Here is a 19,646-nt window from a genome sequence, read left to right on the forward strand (position 1 = left end):
CACACCTTAAACCATGGTTTAAAAAATAATATTAACTCTTAAATTCCAAATTTTCGTATATACCTCTTAAATGCTCCCGCGCCCTTGGCAAGGAAGGCCGTGCCAAAGCTTGCTCAACATCATCCACGTATTTCTCTTTTCTAATTCCACACAATACACTCGTTACACCAGGAACCCAAGCAAGAGTAGAAACGACAAATTGCGAAAGAGTGGCATCATCGTAGCCAGGAACATCGGCTAGTTGCTCTTTTGCAAGACGCTCAAGATCGGAAGAGAGCTGTGTCCAGTTTTCCAGACCTTTTTTCATGCCTTCATCAAGTTTTTCATAATCTTCTTGTGAAATTTGTGGTCGTGTTAAACGAATAAGTCCATCATTAAACATGGCATTAAATGGACGATTCAGCATAACACCAATATTGTTTTTCTGCGCGTAGGAAAGAGTTGACTCGCCAATTTCTTCGACATCATAAAATGCAGGGGAAACTTCGAGCCAATTCATTGGCATTTGTACAACTTTAAAATTATGATCTGGCGAAATAGAGAGAGCAATTTCATGCATTCTTTTGATTGAAACAGAAGCATATTCTTCTTCGGGAGCGCCTAAATTGTTGGAGCTGATCCCATAAGCACGAATTTTGCCTTCACTGACTAAGTTTTCGAGAGCAAGAAAACTTTCACGAATGCGCGCATAAAATAAAGCAAGCGCTTCTGAGTGCTCCATTTTATCCAGTTCAAATTTTTTCAACATATATTCGGGATTGTGCAATAAATAAACATCAATTGTTTCAAGACCCAAACGACTTCTTGAACGTTCCACTTGATCTAAAATAAACTCAGGATGTATGCAGTGCCAAGTTTCTTCCCCAAATTTACTCAATTCTTTAAAACCATTTCCTTGTAATTCTTTTGCTTTTGCGAGTTCAATATTGCTGCCTTGAATGTATCCAACTTTTGAAACCACAACAATATTTTCACGCAAAATTATATTTTGTGCGATCAATTTTTTTAAGGTTTTTCCAATGAGCATTTCGGATTGCCCACCACCGTAATTGGTGCTTGTATCGACCAAGTTCAAGCCTTTTTTTAAAGCTAATTCAAGTGCATTACCACACTCTGGAAAACCAAGGCCTTTCGACATACCAATGCGATACGAGCCAAAACCCACAGGAGTAACGCTTGGACCTCCCTTATACAATGTCCTTCTACGCGACTCAAAAAATCTTCCAAGTGAGTTTTTTGAAGGTTTTGTATTTATTGCAGTTGCATATCCCGGGAGTAAAGCCATTCCAAATTCCTTTCCACTAATTTCCTTGCTTTAAGCCATGCATGGGGGAAACTTTAGATGCTTTCCATGCAGGGTAAAGCGCACCAAAAAATGATAACAATATAGATGTAATAAATGCAAATACAATGAGCTGCGAGTCGATTTGCACAGGGATTTTTTCCAAATAGTAAAATTTTTGAAAATCTCCAAGAGATATTCCTGAAAATACTTTTAATAAGATCAGTCCAGAAACCACTCCTAAAGTTGATCCTAAAATTCCGAGAAAAAGCCCAGAATAAACGAAAGTACTTATTATTAAAGTTTTCTTAGCACCAAGAGCTCTTAATAAGGATATTTGTTTTGATCGATCGATTACGGTTAAACTCAATGCAACAATAATATTAAATCCCGCAACAAAAGAGATAATAAGCACGATTAATTTAATTGATGTGCCATCACGTTCAATCTGTTCAAAAAGTCCTGTATCTATTTCTTGCCATGCGACAACATTATAAGGAGTTTTGCCTTGTAAATCTTTTGATACCTGCAAAGCAAGTGCGGGATCTTTTAATTTGATTTCAACTCCACTGGCCCAGCCATCATTGCCAAATAAATTCACACCATCCTGAAAATTCATAAAAACATTTTTTCGGTCATATTCTGATAGACCCGTTGCAGCAATACCTGTAACATATAGTTTATTATAACGAACGCCCAATGCACTTTTTCCCGCACCAAAAGTCATCAAAGTAACAGTGCTACCGACTTTGGCATCGAGTTCTTCTGCCAGTTCTTTGCCTAAAATAACATGTGGCAATAAAGAGGGAGTGTTACCTGGATCAAGTGTATTACGGTAGTTATCAATCAATTTACTTGCTGTATTTAAAGAATCTAAAGCGTTTCTTGGATAAATAAATTGATTTAATTCTTTTATTGAAGCAGATTCTGTTCCTTTAATTGCTTTAATATATACCGAGGAGGTTTGTCGTCCCAAACCCATAACAGATTCTTGATAAATAAACGGACTCATACCTTCTATTGGAACTTTAATGAGTTTTTTTAATTCTTTTTCTGTCGTTTTTACGTCTTGAATACCGTATTGAGAAAATACAATAAGATTTGGATTGACCATAGAAATTATATTTTTAATTTCTGCTTGAAAGCTATTTAACACAGTAATAACTACCAAAAAAGCCGCTACCCCAAAAGTTATTCCTAAAATAGAGACTAGGGAAGTAAAACTCAACTTTTTTGAATTTTTTTTACAAATAAAATTAAAAGCTAATCTTGTAATTAAGTTCACTATTTTCGACCTCTTGCGACAATCAATTTTCATCCACTTTATTATTAGGACACTCATCATCCAGTTATGCTTACCATATTCTTCTCAAACAGGAAGCCACAGCTCAATAAAAAGATTTAGCTTAACGCGTGGCCTAGACCTTGACAAATCAGCACCGAGATAAATCTTTTATGTTGTGAGAAAACACGATAGTCAGCGCTTAGCTAATTAACTTATTGTGATTTTTACAAAATATAAGGAGATCTTGCTCATGGCTTACAATTTTACAACCCACGCTCAAAATGCAATCAATGAAGCCCATTCTCTTGCTCGCAAAAATGGAAATCCCGAACTCACCCCTTCACATATTCTCTACTCAATTTTTTTTAGTGATGAAGAAATCGTCAAAATGACCTTTCAACATCTTGGTCTTAAAACTCAACTTTTTGCCAATGAATTTAAAAAAATCATCGAAAGTTTACCTAAAGTTTCTGGTGGGGCAGAGCCACAAACAAGTTCTTTTTTATCTTCATATCTCGATGAAATTGAAAAAATTAAAAAAGAATTTCAAGATGAATTTATTTCAGTAGAACATTTTTTAATTGCAGCCCCAATTTGTAAACAGACTTCTGTATCAAACCTATTTAAAAAATATAATCTTGATTTAGACACGCTCAAAAAAGCAGTGCAAAGCATAAGAGGCAATAATAAAGTGACAGATCAAAATCCAGAAAATAAACTAGGTGTGCTTGATAAATACGCCCGGGATTTAACTAAACTTGCAGAAGAAAATAAACTCGATCCGGTTATTGGTCGTGACAGCGAAGTAAGACGGGTTATTCAAATATTATCACGTCGGACTAAGAATAATCCGATCTTAATTGGTGAACCTGGAGTCGGTAAAACCGCAATTGCCGAAGGACTTGCTCAACGCATTATTCGAGGCGACGTACCTGAAACCTTAAAAAATAGAAAACTTTTAGGCCTCGATATCTCAGCTTTGGTGGCAGGAGCCAAATTTCGTGGGGAATTCGAAGAAAGACTCAAAGCCGTTTTAAAAGCTGTCCAAGATGCCTCTGGCAAAATCATTTTGTTTATCGATGAAATCCATACCATGGTAAAAGCAGGAGGCGGTGATGGCGCCATGGATGCCGGCAATATGCTCAAACCTGCCCTTGCCCGCGGCGAGCTCCGTTGCATTGGTGCAACAACTCTTGATGAATATAGAATTATTGAAAAAGACCCTGCTTTAGAGCGACGTTTTCAGCCTGTCATGGTGAATCCCCCAAGTGTCGAAGACACGATCACAATATTGCGTGGGCTGAAAGAGCGTTATGAAATTCACCACGGAATTCGTATAAAAGACAATGCCTTAGTAGCTGCTGCGACCCTTTCCGATCGCTATATTCCGGATCGCTTTTTACCAGATAAAGCCATTGACTTAATTGACGAATCATCCAGTCGTCTCAAAATTCAACTCGATAGTGTACCCGAAAAGATTGACACTATTGAAAGACGCATTTCGCAATATAAAATTGAATTGGTTGCCCTTTCTAAAGAAACTGATTCTCAAGCTCTCGCACGCAAAACAGATATTGAAAATCAGCTAAAAGAGCTCGAAATTGAGGCGAAAAAACTGCATAAAAAATGGCAAACCGCCAAAGGCAGTGTGAATGAAATCAATCTGCTTAAAAAAGAAATCGAGCAGGCGCGCGTGAAAATGGAAGAATATGAACGCCACGCTGATTATGCTCATGCAAGCGAAATTAAGTTTGGTGAAATGCCTAAACTCCAACAGCGCCTGCGTGAACTCACTCAAAACTCCTTAGGTAACGAAGAAAACAAACAGGATGAGTTATCTGTCCAACTAAAAGAAGAAGTCGATGCCGAAGACATAGCAGCTGTTGTCTCGACATGGACAGGTATTCCTGTGAATAAATTATTTGCAGCAGAGCGCCAGCGCCTTCTAAAACTTGAAGATGAATTGCGTGAAAGTGTGGTTGGCCAAGATCATGCTTTGAAAGCTGTGGCTAATGCCATTCGCCTCAGTCGCAGTGGTTTAAAAGATCCAAATAAGCCTATGGGCTCCTTCCTCTTTTTAGGGCCAACGGGAGTAGGTAAAACTGAAACGGCAAAAGCTCTGGCAAAAAGCTTATTTGATTCCGAAAAAGCAATTATACGCATAGACATGTCAGAATATATGGAACAACATTCCGTTTCACGTTTAATCGGCGCGCCTCCTGGTTATGTCGGTTTTGAAGATGGTGGTCAGCTGACAGAAGCTATCCGCAGAAAACCTTATAGCGTTGTTTTATTTGATGAAATTGAAAAGGCACATCCCAAAGTCCTCAACGTCATGTTGCAAATGCTCGACGATGGACGCTTAACTGATGGACAAGGGCGTACGATCAGTTTTCAAAACTGCATTGTCATTATGACAAGCAATATTGGCGCACATCGGATACTTGAAGAACCTGCAAATGAGCGCAACGGTGAAAAATTAAAGCAAGCCGTTATGCAAGAGTTGCTCAATCATATGCGCCCAGAGTTGTTAAATCGTATCGATGAAACCGTTATATTCAACGCTCTCGGTGAAAATGTGATTGAGAAAATTGTCAGCATTCAAGTAGCACGTTTGAGTGCACGCTTAAATTCTCAACAAAATATGCAGCTGATTGTTTCAGAAAAATTAATCAAACGAGTTGCGCAAGAAGGCTGGGAAATTAACTTTGGTGCACGGCCTCTGAAAAGATCATTGCAAGAACTGGTGGAAGTTCCACTTTCCATTGAATTATTGGATGGAAAATTCAGCGAAGGCGACACGATTATGGCCGACGAAAGCAGTGATCAAAAAATTGTCTTTCACAAAAGATAATTTTTTGAATTTTAAGTGAAACAAAGAATAATTTCCTCTGGCTCAAATTCATACACATTCCGACTTTTTTTAGCAAAAATTCGGTATTTAAAAAGATGTCAAAGGTTTGCACAATGAAAACAATCGATAAGTAAAAAGTATCACGCTTTGCCAATAGCAAAACAAGAAAGAAAACTACATGTAAAAGTAGCCAATATCAGACAAGACTATTTGCATAAGGAGTCGACAAAACTTGCTAAAAAATGTTCCCTAATTGTTGTAGATGATATTCCTTGTAAATTCATGCATCGCAATAAAAAACTATCAGGAATATCATTAGACTTAGGGATTGGAATGTTTAAATCAATGTTGAAATACAAAGCCGTTAGAGCTGCTTCAACATGCATTCTAGCTCGTTTTTCTTTTAATTCTTTTAGGAATATCAGAAATTCTTGAACTGTTCATATAACATAATCCTCAATAAAAATTGCTAAAATAGAATTTTTAAATTTTTAGTTTTTTATAGATAATCATTGTGGATATTTCTTGCAAGTCAAAATAGAAAATTTTTATTTTAATGCTATACCCATTGGCCGATTATCTCTTGGACGTAAAGTGCAAGAGGTTAAATATCCATCTTCAGTTCTTATTTTACAAGCGCGGATCGTATTGTCATTATTTATTACATAGGCATTGTCTTTATAAAAGGCGATGCCAATTGGGCCTTGAAATCCACCAACAGATTCTTTTGATTTATGAGAAATATTATCTTTGCCAATTTCATAAATATCAATGGAATTTCCATAGTAATTCACTGTATATTTAAATCTATTATATTGTTCTTCATTGCGGAACCCATTCATGCTTTCACTTGTTTTGCAATCAATCAGTTCAGCATTATCGGCAATTTTACAGGTGCTCACCGTATTTTTATAAAAATTAGAGATAAAGGCAAGACCATCATGAATAGCAATGCCATTTGGGTGGAGAAAACCCTCACCCGTAGAAACACATTCACTGAGAGTGCCATTTATATTCACTTTACATTTACGCACTTCATTGATTAAAAAGTTTGTTACATAAGCATAGCCTTTAGAAAAGGCGATGCCATTTGGCAGGCGAAAACCAGAGCTCTTTTGGCAGTCTGTTAGATGCCCACTTGATCTGATTTTACATGAACTGACTGAGTTTTTTCCAAAGCCTTTTGGATAGTTATTTGGCATTGTATCACCGTAGTTCGGAACATAGGTGAATCCATTATTTATGGCGATAGCAAAAGGATGTTTAAAGCCTGTTCCTTCCGCCTGGCATTCTTTTAAACTGCCATCAGCATAAATTTTACAAGAACTCACGCGATTATGATAACTAGAAATATATGCATAATTATTATAAATAACAATTCCATAGGGGTTATGAATATCCAATCCTGTCGCTTGACATCGAACTAAACCGCCATTTTTCCCAACATTACAAACAGTTATGCTGTTATTTTCATTTGTAATATAGGCATTATTGTTATGAAAGACAATGGCAAATGGCAAATAAAATTCACTTCCCGTAGATTTACACTCAGTGAAAACACCATCCATTTTCACTTTACAATGTTCCACAGTATTTTTTAAATAATTTGTAATATAGGCTGAGTATTTTTTATATTCTTCTTTACCTTCTTGCTGAGCATGGACATTAAAAGACATTCCTAATAATATAAAAGACAGAGACATGGTAAATTTATTTTTTTGCATTTAAATATCCTTCTTTTAACATAATAAGATATTTTATTACTATTAATTTTAATAGTAATAAAATATCTTTAATTTTTTTTAAATCATAGAAAATATGTATTCAAATATTTGAACTTCTTGAAAGAAAAAAGGTGCATAGTTTAAAAAACTAAAGAACATGGAGTATTGATACTCCGCAAGAAATGTAAGCCAAGTTTCAATAAAAGTAAATAGACTTCAGAAATAATATTCAATATTATTTCTATCTTTAATCCTATAAAGTAGATTTAATTTCTCTACAAAAATTTGCCTACATTTAAATGTTAAGTTATATGTTTTTTCACTTTCGCTACATTCTTTATGAATAAACTGTAAAAGGTATAAAAAATGAATTATTATAAAAAGATAGGGACATACTTTATCCCTCTTATTTTTAATCTTCTCTGGGCTTTGAGCTTGTAAAATTAGATAAGTCTGCAAAAATATGCCAATTACTTCAAGGTAAACTTATATTTTTAGCATCTTCTTGTGATAAATATTTCAAAAATATTTTATACATTGTTTTATCCTGAACCATACTTTTAATAAGCCCTTGCCATTTTTCTGCTTCAGTTTGATTAAATGTTAATTTAGAGAGCATGAGCCCTCTTTGAAAAGGCTCATCCTTTGGAATCCAATCGACAATTTTTAAGCTCTCATAAAGCTTTTTATCTTCTTTAAAACGCTTTTTATAAATTACAATTGAAGAAAAGACTCCTTGAATTTTATTATTCTTTAAATATAAGAAAAGATTTTCTTGATCGACAAATTCATCGACTCTATTCTCTTTATAGAGCTTCTTAAGAAATTCATCGTCAAGTATTGCACTTCCATGTTTAAAACTGCGCACAATTCCAAAACGTAAATTTGTATTGGCCAAAAATTCTGCCATACTTGTTACTTTAGAATCTTTCCGGATTAATGCCATATTTTTTAATTTCACATATGGGAAAGTATAAACTACTTTTTCTCTTTCAGGTAATTTTATTCCCCCTAAGCTGACATCCAGTTCTCCATGTGAAAATGAAATCCACATGCGAGCTCGGGTCATTTTCACATTTTCAAACTGACATCGTGTGCGCTTTTTAATTTCATCCAGAACATCTTTTTCAATACCGATCCCTTTTTTCATATCATACATAAAACCGTAATCCAAATATGCAAAATTAAATTTTTTAAAACACTTTGGCAGTTCAGATGCCAATATTTGAGTTGGAAAAATTATAACAATAAAAAGCGCAAATAAAAACTTTATCATATTTAAATGCTCCCGCATTGAAGTCTGAATTCAGTATATAATAATTTTTTTGATATGCAAAGTTTAAGATTTTACTCAAAATGATTTTACTCTTTTAATATAAAGAAAATACTCTTTCCTTTTAAGACAAAACCTGTATAAAGAACAAAGTTTAGACATGTAGAAGCTGGGGATGTCATGTATTACAAACTTATATTTTTAGATTGTTATCTAACAATCTGCTCTTTTCTATATTATATTGCGATCATTGGTGGAGTTTATAATGCCAATGGCAGTGCTGGACAAATTGGTTTTATCGCAATGGCTATCACCTTGCCTTCAATCGTCATCAGCTTCTTCTCAGGTAAACTCTTTAAATCTGCAAACCTACTTAGAAATATATATATTTGCAGCGGAATAAAAATAATAGCACTCCTTTCTTTATACTTTTTATTTACCAATCCGTTTTTTTTAATAAGTTTAATCGTTTTAAATGGAGTTCTCAATCAACTGATTGCTGTGTCTAAACAATCTTTTGATGCGATACAAATCGAACCTGCTTTGCGGACAAAGTTTAACAGTAAAAAAGCATTTTTAAATGAAATAGCGCTTATCATCGGCCCTGCGTTAGGCGGCCTTACTGCTGCTTACTTTAGCTTAAGCAATATCTGTCTTATTTTAGCGATTCTCAGTGTAATTCCTATATTCTTCTTATTAAGCTTTAAGAATATTAAAAGAAATTATGAAGAAGCTGTTAAACAAAAAGGCGTTAGCTTTAAAGAGAACGTACAATACCTTTTCAGCAAAAAAGTCGTAATTTTTTTATTATTAAGTTATAGTTTAGTAGTCATTATTCTTGAAATGCAAACCCCGCTGACCTTTCCTTTTGTCAAAGAAAAATTTAATGGTGACAACAGTGTCACAGGAGTATTCTTTTCTGTCTGTGGCATTGGTGGCGTCATTGGGGCTCTCATTCCGATCTTTATAAAAATAAAAAACGAAGCTTTAGCCATTCTGTTACTTGTCATATTTGATGGTCTTTTTGTCTTTTTATTTACGATAAGCACAAATTTCTACTTGAGTTGTGCCATATTCACAATATTGGGGCTGATGGGTTCGATAGCCATCGTCCTCGTAGAAACTAAAGTGCAAAATGACCTTGAAGAAAAATACCGCCCATTTGCTTTTTCAATTATACAATTGGCAAAAAGCTCAATTGGCGCGCCCCTTGCTGCTGGAGCGGCCGCAGTAGCGGACCACATTGGGGCAGTGAAAGTTTTACGCGGGGCAGCTTATATTGAAATATTTTCTGGCTTTTTATTCTTAATTTTATTTATTTTCTTTTTAAGAAATACAAAAAATTGCCCTAAAGAAATTATTTAAACGTTTTTCTGAATATTGAAACTCAATTTTCTCTAATGCTTAAGAATTTAAAAAGCGCTTTTCTTTATTCTGTTGTGTGACGCCTTTATTTAAAATAATCTTTTCCCCTTCTTTTTTGCCTTTATCATAATGCTCTGTAAAGACTTGATTTGAACTTGATACTTTCTGCACAATACGTGGGAATAATTTTTTTGTAAAGACTTGCAATTTTTGATCTTCTAAAACCAATAAAGTATTAATACTTTCTGGACTGAAATTATTTTTAGATTGTTTTTGTTTCTTTAATTTGTCTTTTTGTAATTGATCTAATTTTTCTCTAAAGCCAACTAAAAGTCCTTTTTGATAAGACAATTTATAACGGGACGTAGCGCTTTTTTCTTTTTGATAATTTTTCCATAAAGCTTCCATCCGCTCGATCAGAAAATGAAAGACATATTCAGCCATAAGCACATTATGGCGTGTGCCTAAAATTTCAAGAGTTTGAAATGATTCATCTGCCAGAGGATCATAAAGTTGAGAAAAAATAACATTGACAAAATAATGAGCTTGCAAAAGAGAAGCGACATAAACATAAGTGCTCGGAGCTTTTTTCTTCTTAATATGCACAACGAGTGAATAATATTCTGAATCCAGACCTTCTTGAATTCTTTTGATATTATATTTTGCATAAAGCTCTTGGACTTTTTCCATGGCTAAAAGCGCTTCGTTTTCATTGGCAGATTGCGCAAGACTTAATAGTTTTTCTAGTTTCCTAAGAATATTTTCATCATCACTCCCATTTTTCCCATTACGAATATGCAAAATCTTGTGCTCAATCTCTAAAGTGCACTTGCAAAATTCTTTAGGAAGACCTATTAAATTACATGCTTTTTGAAAGTCTTTCCCATGTTTGTCATTTGAAAAAAACACATCTGTCACGATTTGATGAGCGATTTCGTGTTTCAAAACACCTATAACTACCTCCCATGGATACTCTTCAATAAGTAAAGTAGACAAAGTGATAATTTTTGCATGGGAATTCCAGTTCCCCCAAGTACTCTTTAAATCTTCAATCAATATAAGTGGTTTCTTAAGATAGAGACCATATTGATAACAAATATTTCCATATTCTTTGTAAAGTTGTAAAGTCCAACGGGTACGTAAATCATTTTTAATCTTTTGAAATTTCATAAAATCCTCACTCACCTCCAAATACAATTTTACACAACATTTGAACTTATTCCATTTGTGTATCAAAATATGGGCAAACTGAGAAATTTTTTTGCCTAAAAATGTGTTAAAAATTTTAAATTTTTCTGGATTAATTAAAATTCTTTAGTTCTTAATCGGAGATAGAGTTGTCTTTGAACTCAACGATGAATTTTCTTTATTTTTTTCTGCAGTTAAATTTTCTGAAGTTTTTTCCATATAAATAGGCACTGTAACTTCTTTTGTCATTCCGCCTCCAAGTGAAACATCGACTCGAGTTTTGGGTAAAATTAAATTCTGATCCCCTACAAAATAACTGAGCCAATAATCCCCTTCGGGCAAATAAATTTCATCGGGTTTAAAATACATAATATCGATTGACTTACCAAACATATTCATACTCTTAGACTCAAAACGGACAAAATCTGTTTTTGTATTTCCAGTAGTGTATCGTGTTTCCCATTTTATTTTTACACGTCCCAATTTATCCACACGGACAGAATCTTCTGAAGCATAAAGATTTTTAAATATTCCTTTAATCCCTTCTATTCCATACTCATATTTTTGATCAAAAACCAAAAATGGCATATCTGCTGGAACAGTCATCAAAACAAAAGGCATTCTATTCATATGAATTGTGACTCTTGAAGGAGGACGACATTTTTCATATTTTTCACTGCATGGAGGTGATGCTACCATTGCTCCTTGGGTTTTCACTGAGATCAATTCATCTTCATTCACTTGGATATTTTTCTCAATTTCAGTCCCTTCCAAAGTCACTCTGTACTTCCCTGGAAAAACAGGATAGTCCGTATTTAAGCGAAATAAAACTTTTTCATTTATATAAGCAAAAATAGGTTGACCACCCGCCTTTAAACGCACTTCAATTGGAAAATTACGTGGTAAACCTATCCGCAGAACACCGAGTTTTATATTTTGCGGATTTGAATTAATTTGAATGACCTCTTTACTGCCGTTAACTTCTACTTGATATCGCCCTGTTTGTAACCAAAGTGTTCCATTCACAGGTGCCGAAATAACGAATTTTTTATCTTTCGTGCCTAAATCAAGCGGCAATGAAAAAAACTTACTGGAATCCGTATTTATAGGAGAAGAAAGCTTTAAAGGCCAGAGATCTATTCTTTTATCTGAAAATAATCCTGCTTGAAAATTCAGATCAATATTTCTCCCTGATATTGTCAGCGAGTTTTTTCCAGGTAGAATGTCGAAATTCATTTTATTAATAAACCAATGTTCTTTTCCATCTAAAGGATCTATGCAAAAACTATTGTATATATTTTCTTTTTGATCGAGAGAATTTTTCTCAGAATTTTTACTACCTAAAATAATACTCACACGACTCAAGACAACTTTTTCTTCTTTTTCACTTTCATTATTGAACTCATAGGAGCTACATTCATTCGCTAAAAAATATTTTCCTTTTGGCAGTAATACTTTCGTATTAGTTGAAACTTTCATTATAGGATAATATACTTTATTTTTCTTATCATCTTTAGTTATTTTATATAAAATTACATCTTTATTTGCTAAGCCTTGAAAGACAAAATACTGCCGCTCATTGTCTGAAGATATTTTTCGACAGGAAGAGATAAATAAAATAAAAAAAATAAAAATACATAATTTATTTTTCAATGCGAACACCTCAACAAAGTATTCAATGAAAAATATTTATGATTTTCGTATTGTTCCAAATGACCACCTAACGAAACTTCATTGCCTTTTTTTATACATGTATTGTGATTCGGAATATTTTCAGTTGTAACTTGAATATATCCTGTTTTATCTTCTAAAATAAACCACAATCCACCAGGCCCAATGTCATTTACCTTGCCTGAAAGAACAATGGGTTGATTAAAATAACCATCAGGCGTCAACAAGAGTAATTTGATTTCAACCAAACGCGCTCGCCGTTCACAGCCCATTAAATTTATTATTAAAAGAAAACTAATGCTCAGGTGAAGAAGTCTCTTCATCCTCTTGTTCCTTCTGTAAATCTGCAGTCATTTCATCTACAACTTTATTTATATCGATGATACCACGGATACGATCGCCAACCCTAGATACACCTGCTAAAATTTTATATTCTGCTGGGAAAAAATTCTGAGGAATGGATTCAACTTCTGTTTGTTGCAGTCGGACAAATTCTGTGATGTCATCGACGATTACGCCAAAACCACCGTATTCACATTGCAAAATGATCACACGGGTGGTTGAAGCGGCCTTGCCACGTTCAAATTTTAAAAATCTTCTTAAATTGAGCACAGGCATGATTTCGCCACGCAGTGCAATTATGCCTTCCACTAAAAATGTAGCCTTTGGAACAAAAGTGATTGTTGTCAGCATTATAATTTCACGTACAAGGGACATGGGGAGCAGAAACTCTTCTGTGTGCAACTTAAAACCAATGTGTTGTACACCAGGGGTCTGTATAGCACCTTCGTCAGTAACGTCGTTGATATATTGACTGTTAGTGGTGTCATCTTGATAAGGTAACTGAACTTGTGATGCATCTCCTCCTGATGCATGCATATTTTTAATTCGATAATGCAGCACGGTTTGAGTACCCCATTTTTGTTTGTGAAAAATCGTCTATTATTTCGCCTACGTCAAGAACCAAAGCGACGCGGCCATTGCCTAACACACAGCCACCGGCAACACCTCTTCTTTTGCCCATCAATTGTCCTAAAGATTTGATAACGATTTCTTGTTGACCTTGCAGTTGGTCAACGATCACACCAACACGTTTTTCTCCTACTCCCACAACAACAAAAATAATACGTGGTTTTGTATGACGCGCGCGAAAAGAAGCAGTATTCATCATTGCAGGAGTTTTCGGTGGTGGAGCTTCTACTTTTTTTTCTTTATTTTCTATTGGATTGCCTAGACTATCTTTATCCGCTTTTACTTCTTCTTCATCGTGATGTTTTATTCTCTGAATATCGGAAACAGAATACCAAAGTAACTCAGACATCATTTGCAATTCAAACACATCAGTTAAACGTAACAAAGGTAGAACACGATCTCTTAATTTAACAAAATCTGCAGTTCCCATTTTCTGCACATCTTCTGGACGAATACGAATACTTTCAATCACATTTACCAGAGGAATTGCATAACTTTCTCCACGTGTTTCAACCATTAAGCTTGGTATAATAGCTAACGTGAGTGGAAGTTTAATCGTGGTTGTTGTGCCTTTTCCTATTTCACTGTCAAGTTCTATAATGCCTTTTAACTTAACAATACTTTTTTTGACAACATCCATCCCCACGCCACGCCCTGAAATATTAGTGATTTTTTCTGCAGTAGAAAATCCTGGCTCGAAGATCAAATTAAATGTTTCTTTATTTGTCAGATGATCGGATTCTTTTATGAGTCCTCTTTCAATTGCTTTACTTCTTAGTTTTTCGACCTGTAATCCCTTACCATCATCTTGAATTGTAATAACGATCATATTTCCATCTTGACTTGCTTTTAAATGTATATTCCCTTTTCTGGCCTTACCTAATTTTTCCCGATCGTCAGGAAGCTCAACCCCATGGTCAACACTGTTACGGATTAAGTGGACAAGAGGATCGCCAATTTCTTCAACCAAAGTTTTGTCGAGCTCTGTTTCTCCACCTATTATATGCAAATCTATTTCTTTACCGATTTGTCTACATAAATCGCGTACAACTCGAGTGAATTTGTAGAATGCATTCCCAACAGGAACCATGCGGATTTTCATAATGATGCTTTGCACTTCATTCATATGCCGCCCGAACAGCAATACGCTTTCACTCATAGAGTGACCAAGTTCACTGTTGCCGTTGCCTCGCAATTCTTCTTCAATACGGGCAAAACGCGTTCTATCAATAACAAGTTCGCCTACTAAATTCACTAGGCTGTCCAAACGTTTGAGGTCCACACGAATTGTTCCTCCGGCTTCTCCTCCTTCTGCTTTTTTCTCGTCCGGCTTTTTCTTATCCCCAGCAGCGGCAGGCTTCGCAGCAGCAGCGGCAGGTTTTGCGGCAGAGGCAGCTGGAGCGGCTGGAGCGGCAGCGGCGGCTGGGACAGGGGCAGCTGCTGGGGGGGCTGGGGCAGCTGCTGCGGGCGCTGATGCGGGGGCTGGGGCGGCGGCGGGAGCTCCTCCCCCCTTTGATACGGCGAGGCGGATTTTCTCCAGCGCATCGTTAATAGGTTGCTCTGATGACTTATTCGCCTTTACAGCTTCAAACATACTGCGAATGCGATCTAGTCCAAAGAAAAGTCCATCCATTAAAGCCGGAGTTACTTTAAGATTTCCTTTCCGGATGCGATCAAATAGATTTTCCATTTTATGGGTAACTTTTTCAATTGCCCGAAAACCAAACATTCCAGAAGTCCCTTTAATTGTATGGGCATTTCTGAAAATGTTTTCCACTGCTTCTTTACTTTCGGGGTTTCCTTCCAAATCAAGCATAGCCTGACTTAAATTTTCAAGCAGATCGTCTGCATTCGAAAGGAAATCTTGCAACATTTCAGGATCGAGATCGGGTACGTCGACTGCATTGGCACCTGAGAGATTTTTCGTATCAAAATCTTCCGGTTGCTCGTCTTCATCTCCACCTCCTCCATGACCAGCCGCTGCAGCGGGTGGAGCTGGGGCTGCTGCAGCTGCGGCTGCAGCAGGTGGAGCAACAGCTGGTGCAGCAGAACCTGAAAAGACCAAAGCATCCCATGGAGCACCTAAGGCTTTTAAACAATTAGGATCTTTTTCTAGTTTCTTAACTTCTGCTTCAGCCATTCCTGACAATGATTTTTCATCAAGTTCTGCTGCAAAGACAAGCAGTGAACCTTGCGGAGAGTGCTTCATCAAAATGAAATCACCGACCCGCGAAATATCATCTACGTGCTTACCTGCTTTTAATTCATCTAAACTTTTATATTTATCCGCAGGTAAAACCAATGAAAATAAAAATTCTGCGCGGGTTTTAAATTTGTCAAAAGCCGCATTATCCTCTGCTGTAAGAGCTAGAGAGTCACTTCCACCCGAGCCTGCAGGAGCTGCTACCGCAGAAGAAACCGCCGCTGCTGGATCAGCCGCGGGCGCACCGCCCCCTTTAACTACCTCAGTTCGTTGATGAAACTCGTGCGCAACTCTTTCTGCCTCCATCAACACATCAGGATCAATCGCTTTAGGGAAGGCTTTAAACACCTGTTCAAAAACATTCTGCGCATCAGAGACAAGTTCAATAATTTCTTTAACAAGCTTTACTTTTTCTGAACGAACAAGTTCGATATAATCTTCAACAGCATGAGCTGTGGCCACCATTTCATTGAGATTGGCCATTTGTGAAAGGCCCTTTAGAGTGTGTAAAGTCCTAAAAAGTTCTTGACTTTCTTCTAAAGGTACCTCTTCATTGGCAATAAGGTGCTCTTGAAAACCTTGGCATAGACCAGCTAAACGTTCCACGAGCTCAGTGGCTTCGTTTTTTAATTCTTCGGCAAGACTGTTGTCAGATGATGCATCATCAGGTGTTTGGATAAAAACTTTCTTGTTACCGTAGAACACATTGTCCCCCGTATGTATACCCGTTGAGGGCATAAGCGTTTTATGCCATATATTCGTATTTTAAACGCATTATATGTATATGCATTTTTTAGAGTTAGGGATTTGGCGGTAAATTATGACAAAGATTAAAAATGAACAATTAATTCTTGCAAGTGCGTCTCCACGCCGTAAGGAAATGCTCAGCTCAAGCGGTATCCCTTTTTATATTGTGATTGCAGATATAGAAGAAAAACCTTTAGAAAATGAAGGAGGACATGAATATGTCAAAAGAAATGCACGAGAAAAAGCCTTAGCTGTTTCTGAAAAAACATTAAGTGCAGAATTTATTTTAAGTGCGGATACAATTGTTGTCACCCATGAAGATAAAATTCTTGAAAAACCTCAAAATAAAGACCATGCAAAAAAAATGCTTGAAGCTCTTTCTGGCAGCACACATCTTGTCTTAAGTGGGTATTCTCTTTTTCAAAATAAAAAAGAAATCGTTTCTCGTGTGATCGAAACTTTAGTTACTTTTAGAATTTTAAGCGCTAGAGAAATTGATGCATATATTAAAACAGGAGAACCATTTGACAAAGCTGGATCTTATGGAATTCAAGGGCGAGCAATGGGATTTATTGAAAAAATTGAAGGTAGTTATACAAATGTCATGGGTCTCCCCCTGAGCCAAGTGCTACTTGATCTCAAAGATTTTGCTGGAATTGAAACCTATACTCAAATCGACGATTAAATATTTTAATAGAAAGATATTAAAATGGAAAATGATATCGAAAAAAATATTAAAGAAATTCAAGATAAAATTAAATATTTTGCGCAGAAGTATAAAAGAAATCCAAATGATATTCAACTGGTCGCAGTTAGTAAACATCATACCATAGAAAGTATAAAAGCAGCTTATAAATGTGGAATAGAAAATTTTGGCGAAAATTATATCCAAGAATGGCAAGAAAAAAGTCAAGCTCTAAGCAATTTACCCAATCTAAAGTGGCATTTAATTGGCCATATTCAATCGAATAAAGCAAAATCAATCAACTCCCAGATAAATTGCATACATTCTCTTGATAAATTAAATTTAGCTAAAGAAATTGAAAAAAAATCTCCTATTGATAAAAGAATTAAAGTTCTCATTCAGATGCAAATAGATAAAACCGATCAAAATAAATCTGGTATTCCATTTGAAAATGCAAAAGAACTTTGCGGCATGCTTGCACAGTCACAAAAAATGGATTTTTCGGGTTTTATGGGCATTGGACCAGAAGAAGATGACAAAAGCCGCCTTAGTGATTTATATGCTGAGTTTGCAAAGAATGCTGAATATCTTTGGAATTCTTTTTCAAATCGCCCAAAAGACAAATATATTTTATCACTTGGTATGAGTTCTGATTACGAGATTGCAATTGAGCATGGAAGCACTTTGTTGCGAATCGGTACAGCGATTTTTGGCAAAAGAAAATAAAATTTATTCTTAACTCTTAAAAAAAATTCATTTTATATTTTTTATTTTTAAAATTTCTGCTATTAAATATCAAAATAGTATAGTTCTAACGATTAAAAAATTAAAGGAGTTTATTTTGGAAAACTTATATAATAATTCAAATAACAATATAGCATTTAAAAATATTCAATGTGAAATAATCAATAACGTTAGAAGAAAACTTTTCTCAAATATTGAAAATCCTATGCTAGCACAACAGAATGCATTTGAAAGAATTAAGACACAAGTTGAAGGAACAGAAATTAATAAAGCTCTTAAAATTGATAAAATAAATAACGTTTCTGAATTTATCAAAAAAATTCCTGTACAAGAATTCGCATTTTTTGAACCTTATATAAAAAGAACAATAGATGGCCATTACGGGCAACTTTTTAGAGGACGTCCCGTATTCTATTTAACTTCATCAGCAACAACGGGTGTCAGTAAAATCATTCCATGCAGTAATGAAATGTTTGAAATTTTTAAAATTTTTCAGCGTGAATTGATTTCAATTATGTCTATATGCTCAACAAATATATCGATGAATTCAATTAATATATCTTTAGGAGCAAGACCCTTTCTAAAAAACATCAATTCCATCCCCCAAGGATATTTAAGCGGCATTCTTGGGGTTAATCCACCCGACGAATTAAAAAATGGGCGTTTTCCTTCTGAAGAAGCATTTATGATTGAAGATTATAGTGAACGTTCACTTAGAATTTATAACGAAACAAAAAATAAAGATGTTCAGATGATTTTCGGATTGCCATGTCACATTTTGAACTTAGCTCACGATATATTGAATATAAGTGGAAAACAAAGTTTAAATGAAATTTGGCCAAACTTAAATGTCCTTGGCTATTCGGGCACTCCAATAGAAAATTACGAGCAAGCTTTATATAATGCCATTGGACATAAAGTCAGTTGCGTGGGAGCTTACGCCGCAACAGAAGGGCCAATGGGTTATGAAATACCTGAGTTTTCTCATGGCAACCATACTTTCACTCCAACTCCAGAGCATGTTGTCTTCTCATTTACCGACGTCGATCATCCGAATTCTGCTCCTCTTGCTCTCGATGAATTGAAAGCAGGAGGAGAATACAATGTTAATATTTCAAATATGTGTGGCTTGTTACAATACTCAATGAAGGACAGTATAAAAGTTATAAGTGTAGAACCACGTATTTGTTACAAAGTCCTAGGCCGCAAAGATGCTGTTCTTAACATTGCTTCAGAAAAAGTATCACAAAATTCAATTTTACAAGTGATTGCGGGTTTACAACAAAAACTCAATAAAGTAATAGATCATTTCTTTGTTTATCCCAAAATATATGATCAAAAACCTCGTTATGAATGGATACTTTGCTCAGACAATCTAAAAAATATTTCTCATTATCAGTTGCAATGTTTACTTGATGAATTGATGATGGAAGCTTCACAAAACTATAAAAATAAAAGATTGGAAAGCGGGGCAATTCAATCTCCTTCTGTTCGAATAGTTCCTGCTTATTTAACAAAACAATATTTTCTACAAGGCAGTGGTCAAGGACAGTTTAAAATGAAAAATGCATTCGCAAATAAAAGTGATTTTGATTCCTTTTGGCGAGAAAAAATTCCAAATATTGAAAAATATTTATAATTATCATCATTATT

At 35.3% G+C, this 19,646-nt stretch carries 15 protein-coding genes; 6 read left to right on the forward strand and 9 right to left on the reverse strand.

The genetic code is table 11. The features are described 5' to 3' along the window. Window positions 1-31 precede the first annotated feature (31 nt). Complete coding sequence (locus EZS29_RS08475; RefSeq protein ID WP_130608849.1) at window positions 32-1,285, reverse strand: aldo/keto reductase; 1,254 nt, start codon at window positions 1,283-1,285, stop codon at window positions 32-34. A 16-nt stretch (window positions 1,286-1,301) separates the two neighbouring features. Further along, window positions 1,302-2,567 (reverse strand): ABC transporter permease, encoded by a 1,266-nt coding sequence (locus EZS29_RS08480; RefSeq protein ID WP_172603856.1) that lies wholly within the window; start codon window positions 2,565-2,567, stop codon window positions 1,302-1,304. A 250-nt stretch (window positions 2,568-2,817) separates the two neighbouring features. On the opposite strand from EZS29_RS08480, the gene EZS29_RS08485 reads away from it, so the two are divergent. Both EZS29_RS08485 and EZS29_RS08490 read left to right on the forward strand, forming a co-directional pair. Next, window positions 2,818-5,421: an ATP-dependent Clp protease ATP-binding subunit gene (locus EZS29_RS08485; RefSeq protein WP_130608856.1), complete on the forward strand. Its 2,604-nt coding sequence runs from the start codon at window positions 2,818-2,820 to the stop codon at window positions 5,419-5,421. A gap of 147 nt (window positions 5,422-5,568) precedes the next feature. After that, window positions 5,569-5,856, forward strand: coding sequence for a hypothetical protein (locus tag EZS29_RS08490; RefSeq protein WP_172603857.1), 288 nt, complete (start codon window positions 5,569-5,571; stop codon window positions 5,854-5,856). Between the two features lie 113 nt (window positions 5,857-5,969). Here EZS29_RS08490 and EZS29_RS08495 read toward each other — a convergent pair whose 3' ends face one another. Both EZS29_RS08495 and EZS29_RS08500 read right to left on the reverse strand, forming a co-directional pair. Further along, entirely contained in the window at window positions 5,970-7,145 is a 1,176-nt protein-coding gene (locus EZS29_RS08495; protein ID WP_130608862.1) for a lactonase family protein, read from the reverse strand. A 475-nt stretch (window positions 7,146-7,620) separates the two neighbouring features. Then, window positions 7,621-8,421 carry a substrate-binding periplasmic protein gene (locus tag EZS29_RS08500; protein WP_172603858.1) on the reverse strand — a complete coding sequence of 267 codons (801 nt, stop codon included), beginning with the start codon at window positions 8,419-8,421 and terminating at the stop codon, window positions 7,621-7,623. 177 nt (window positions 8,422-8,598) lie between these two features. On the opposite strand from EZS29_RS08500, the gene EZS29_RS08505 reads away from it, so the two are divergent. Continuing rightward, the gene (locus EZS29_RS08505) at window positions 8,599-9,783 is read left to right on the forward strand and encodes an MFS transporter (protein WP_130608868.1); all 1,185 of its coding nucleotides are present in this window, start codon (window positions 8,599-8,601) and stop codon (window positions 9,781-9,783) included. 39 nt (window positions 9,784-9,822) lie between these two features. Here the strand turns inward: EZS29_RS08505 and EZS29_RS08510 are convergent, their stop codons facing one another. The 5 genes from EZS29_RS08510 to EZS29_RS08530 all read right to left on the reverse strand — a co-directional run bounded on the left by EZS29_RS08510 (window position 9,823) and on the right by EZS29_RS08530 (window position 16,522). Next, on the reverse strand, window positions 9,823-10,953 hold the full coding sequence (locus EZS29_RS08510; RefSeq protein ID WP_130608871.1) for a DUF2786 domain-containing protein: 1,131 nt from the start codon (window positions 10,951-10,953) through the stop codon (window positions 9,823-9,825). Window positions 10,954-11,097: 144 nt separating this feature from the next. After that, window positions 11,098-12,624 carry a hypothetical protein gene (locus tag EZS29_RS08515; RefSeq protein WP_130608874.1) on the reverse strand — a complete coding sequence of 509 codons (1,527 nt, stop codon included), beginning with the start codon at window positions 12,622-12,624 and terminating at the stop codon, window positions 11,098-11,100. Further along, a complete protein-coding gene (locus EZS29_RS08520) occupies window positions 12,621-12,965 on the reverse strand; it encodes an OB-fold nucleic acid binding domain-containing protein (protein WP_130608877.1) in 345 nt (114 codons plus the stop codon). Before EZS29_RS08520 ends, EZS29_RS08515 begins: the two co-directional genes overlap by 4 nt. Continuing rightward, window positions 12,937-13,545 (reverse strand): chemotaxis protein CheW, encoded by a 609-nt coding sequence (locus EZS29_RS08525; RefSeq protein ID WP_130608880.1) that lies wholly within the window; start codon window positions 13,543-13,545, stop codon window positions 12,937-12,939. The genes EZS29_RS08520 and EZS29_RS08525 overlap by 29 nt, the downstream gene beginning before the upstream one ends. After that, window positions 13,526-16,522, reverse strand: a complete 2,997-nt coding sequence (locus EZS29_RS08530) for a chemotaxis protein CheA (RefSeq protein WP_172603859.1) — start codon at window positions 16,520-16,522, stop codon at window positions 13,526-13,528. The genes EZS29_RS08525 and EZS29_RS08530 overlap by 20 nt, the downstream gene beginning before the upstream one ends. 115 nt (window positions 16,523-16,637) lie before the next feature. Here EZS29_RS08530 and EZS29_RS08535 point away from each other — a divergent pair, with 115 nt between their 5' ends. From EZS29_RS08535 to EZS29_RS08545, 3 genes are all read left to right on the forward strand, one after another. Beyond that, window positions 16,638-17,249, forward strand: coding sequence for a Maf family protein (locus tag EZS29_RS08535; RefSeq protein WP_130608886.1), 612 nt, complete (start codon window positions 16,638-16,640; stop codon window positions 17,247-17,249). 24 nt (window positions 17,250-17,273) lie between these two features. Beyond that, the gene (locus tag EZS29_RS08540; RefSeq protein WP_130608889.1) at window positions 17,274-17,975 is read left to right on the forward strand and encodes a YggS family pyridoxal phosphate-dependent enzyme; all 702 of its coding nucleotides are present in this window, start codon (window positions 17,274-17,276) and stop codon (window positions 17,973-17,975) included. A gap of 115 nt (window positions 17,976-18,090) precedes the next feature. Beyond that, the gene (locus EZS29_RS08545; protein ID WP_130608892.1) at window positions 18,091-19,632 is read left to right on the forward strand and encodes a GH3 family acyl-acid amido synthetase; all 1,542 of its coding nucleotides are present in this window, start codon (window positions 18,091-18,093) and stop codon (window positions 19,630-19,632) included. The last annotated feature ends 14 nt before the right edge of the window (window positions 19,633-19,646 follow it).

It is taken from the genome of Fluviispira sanaruensis (assembly GCF_004295685.1).
Taxonomy (GTDB): Bacteria; Bdellovibrionota_B; Oligoflexia; order Silvanigrellales; family Silvanigrellaceae; genus Silvanigrella; species Silvanigrella sanaruensis.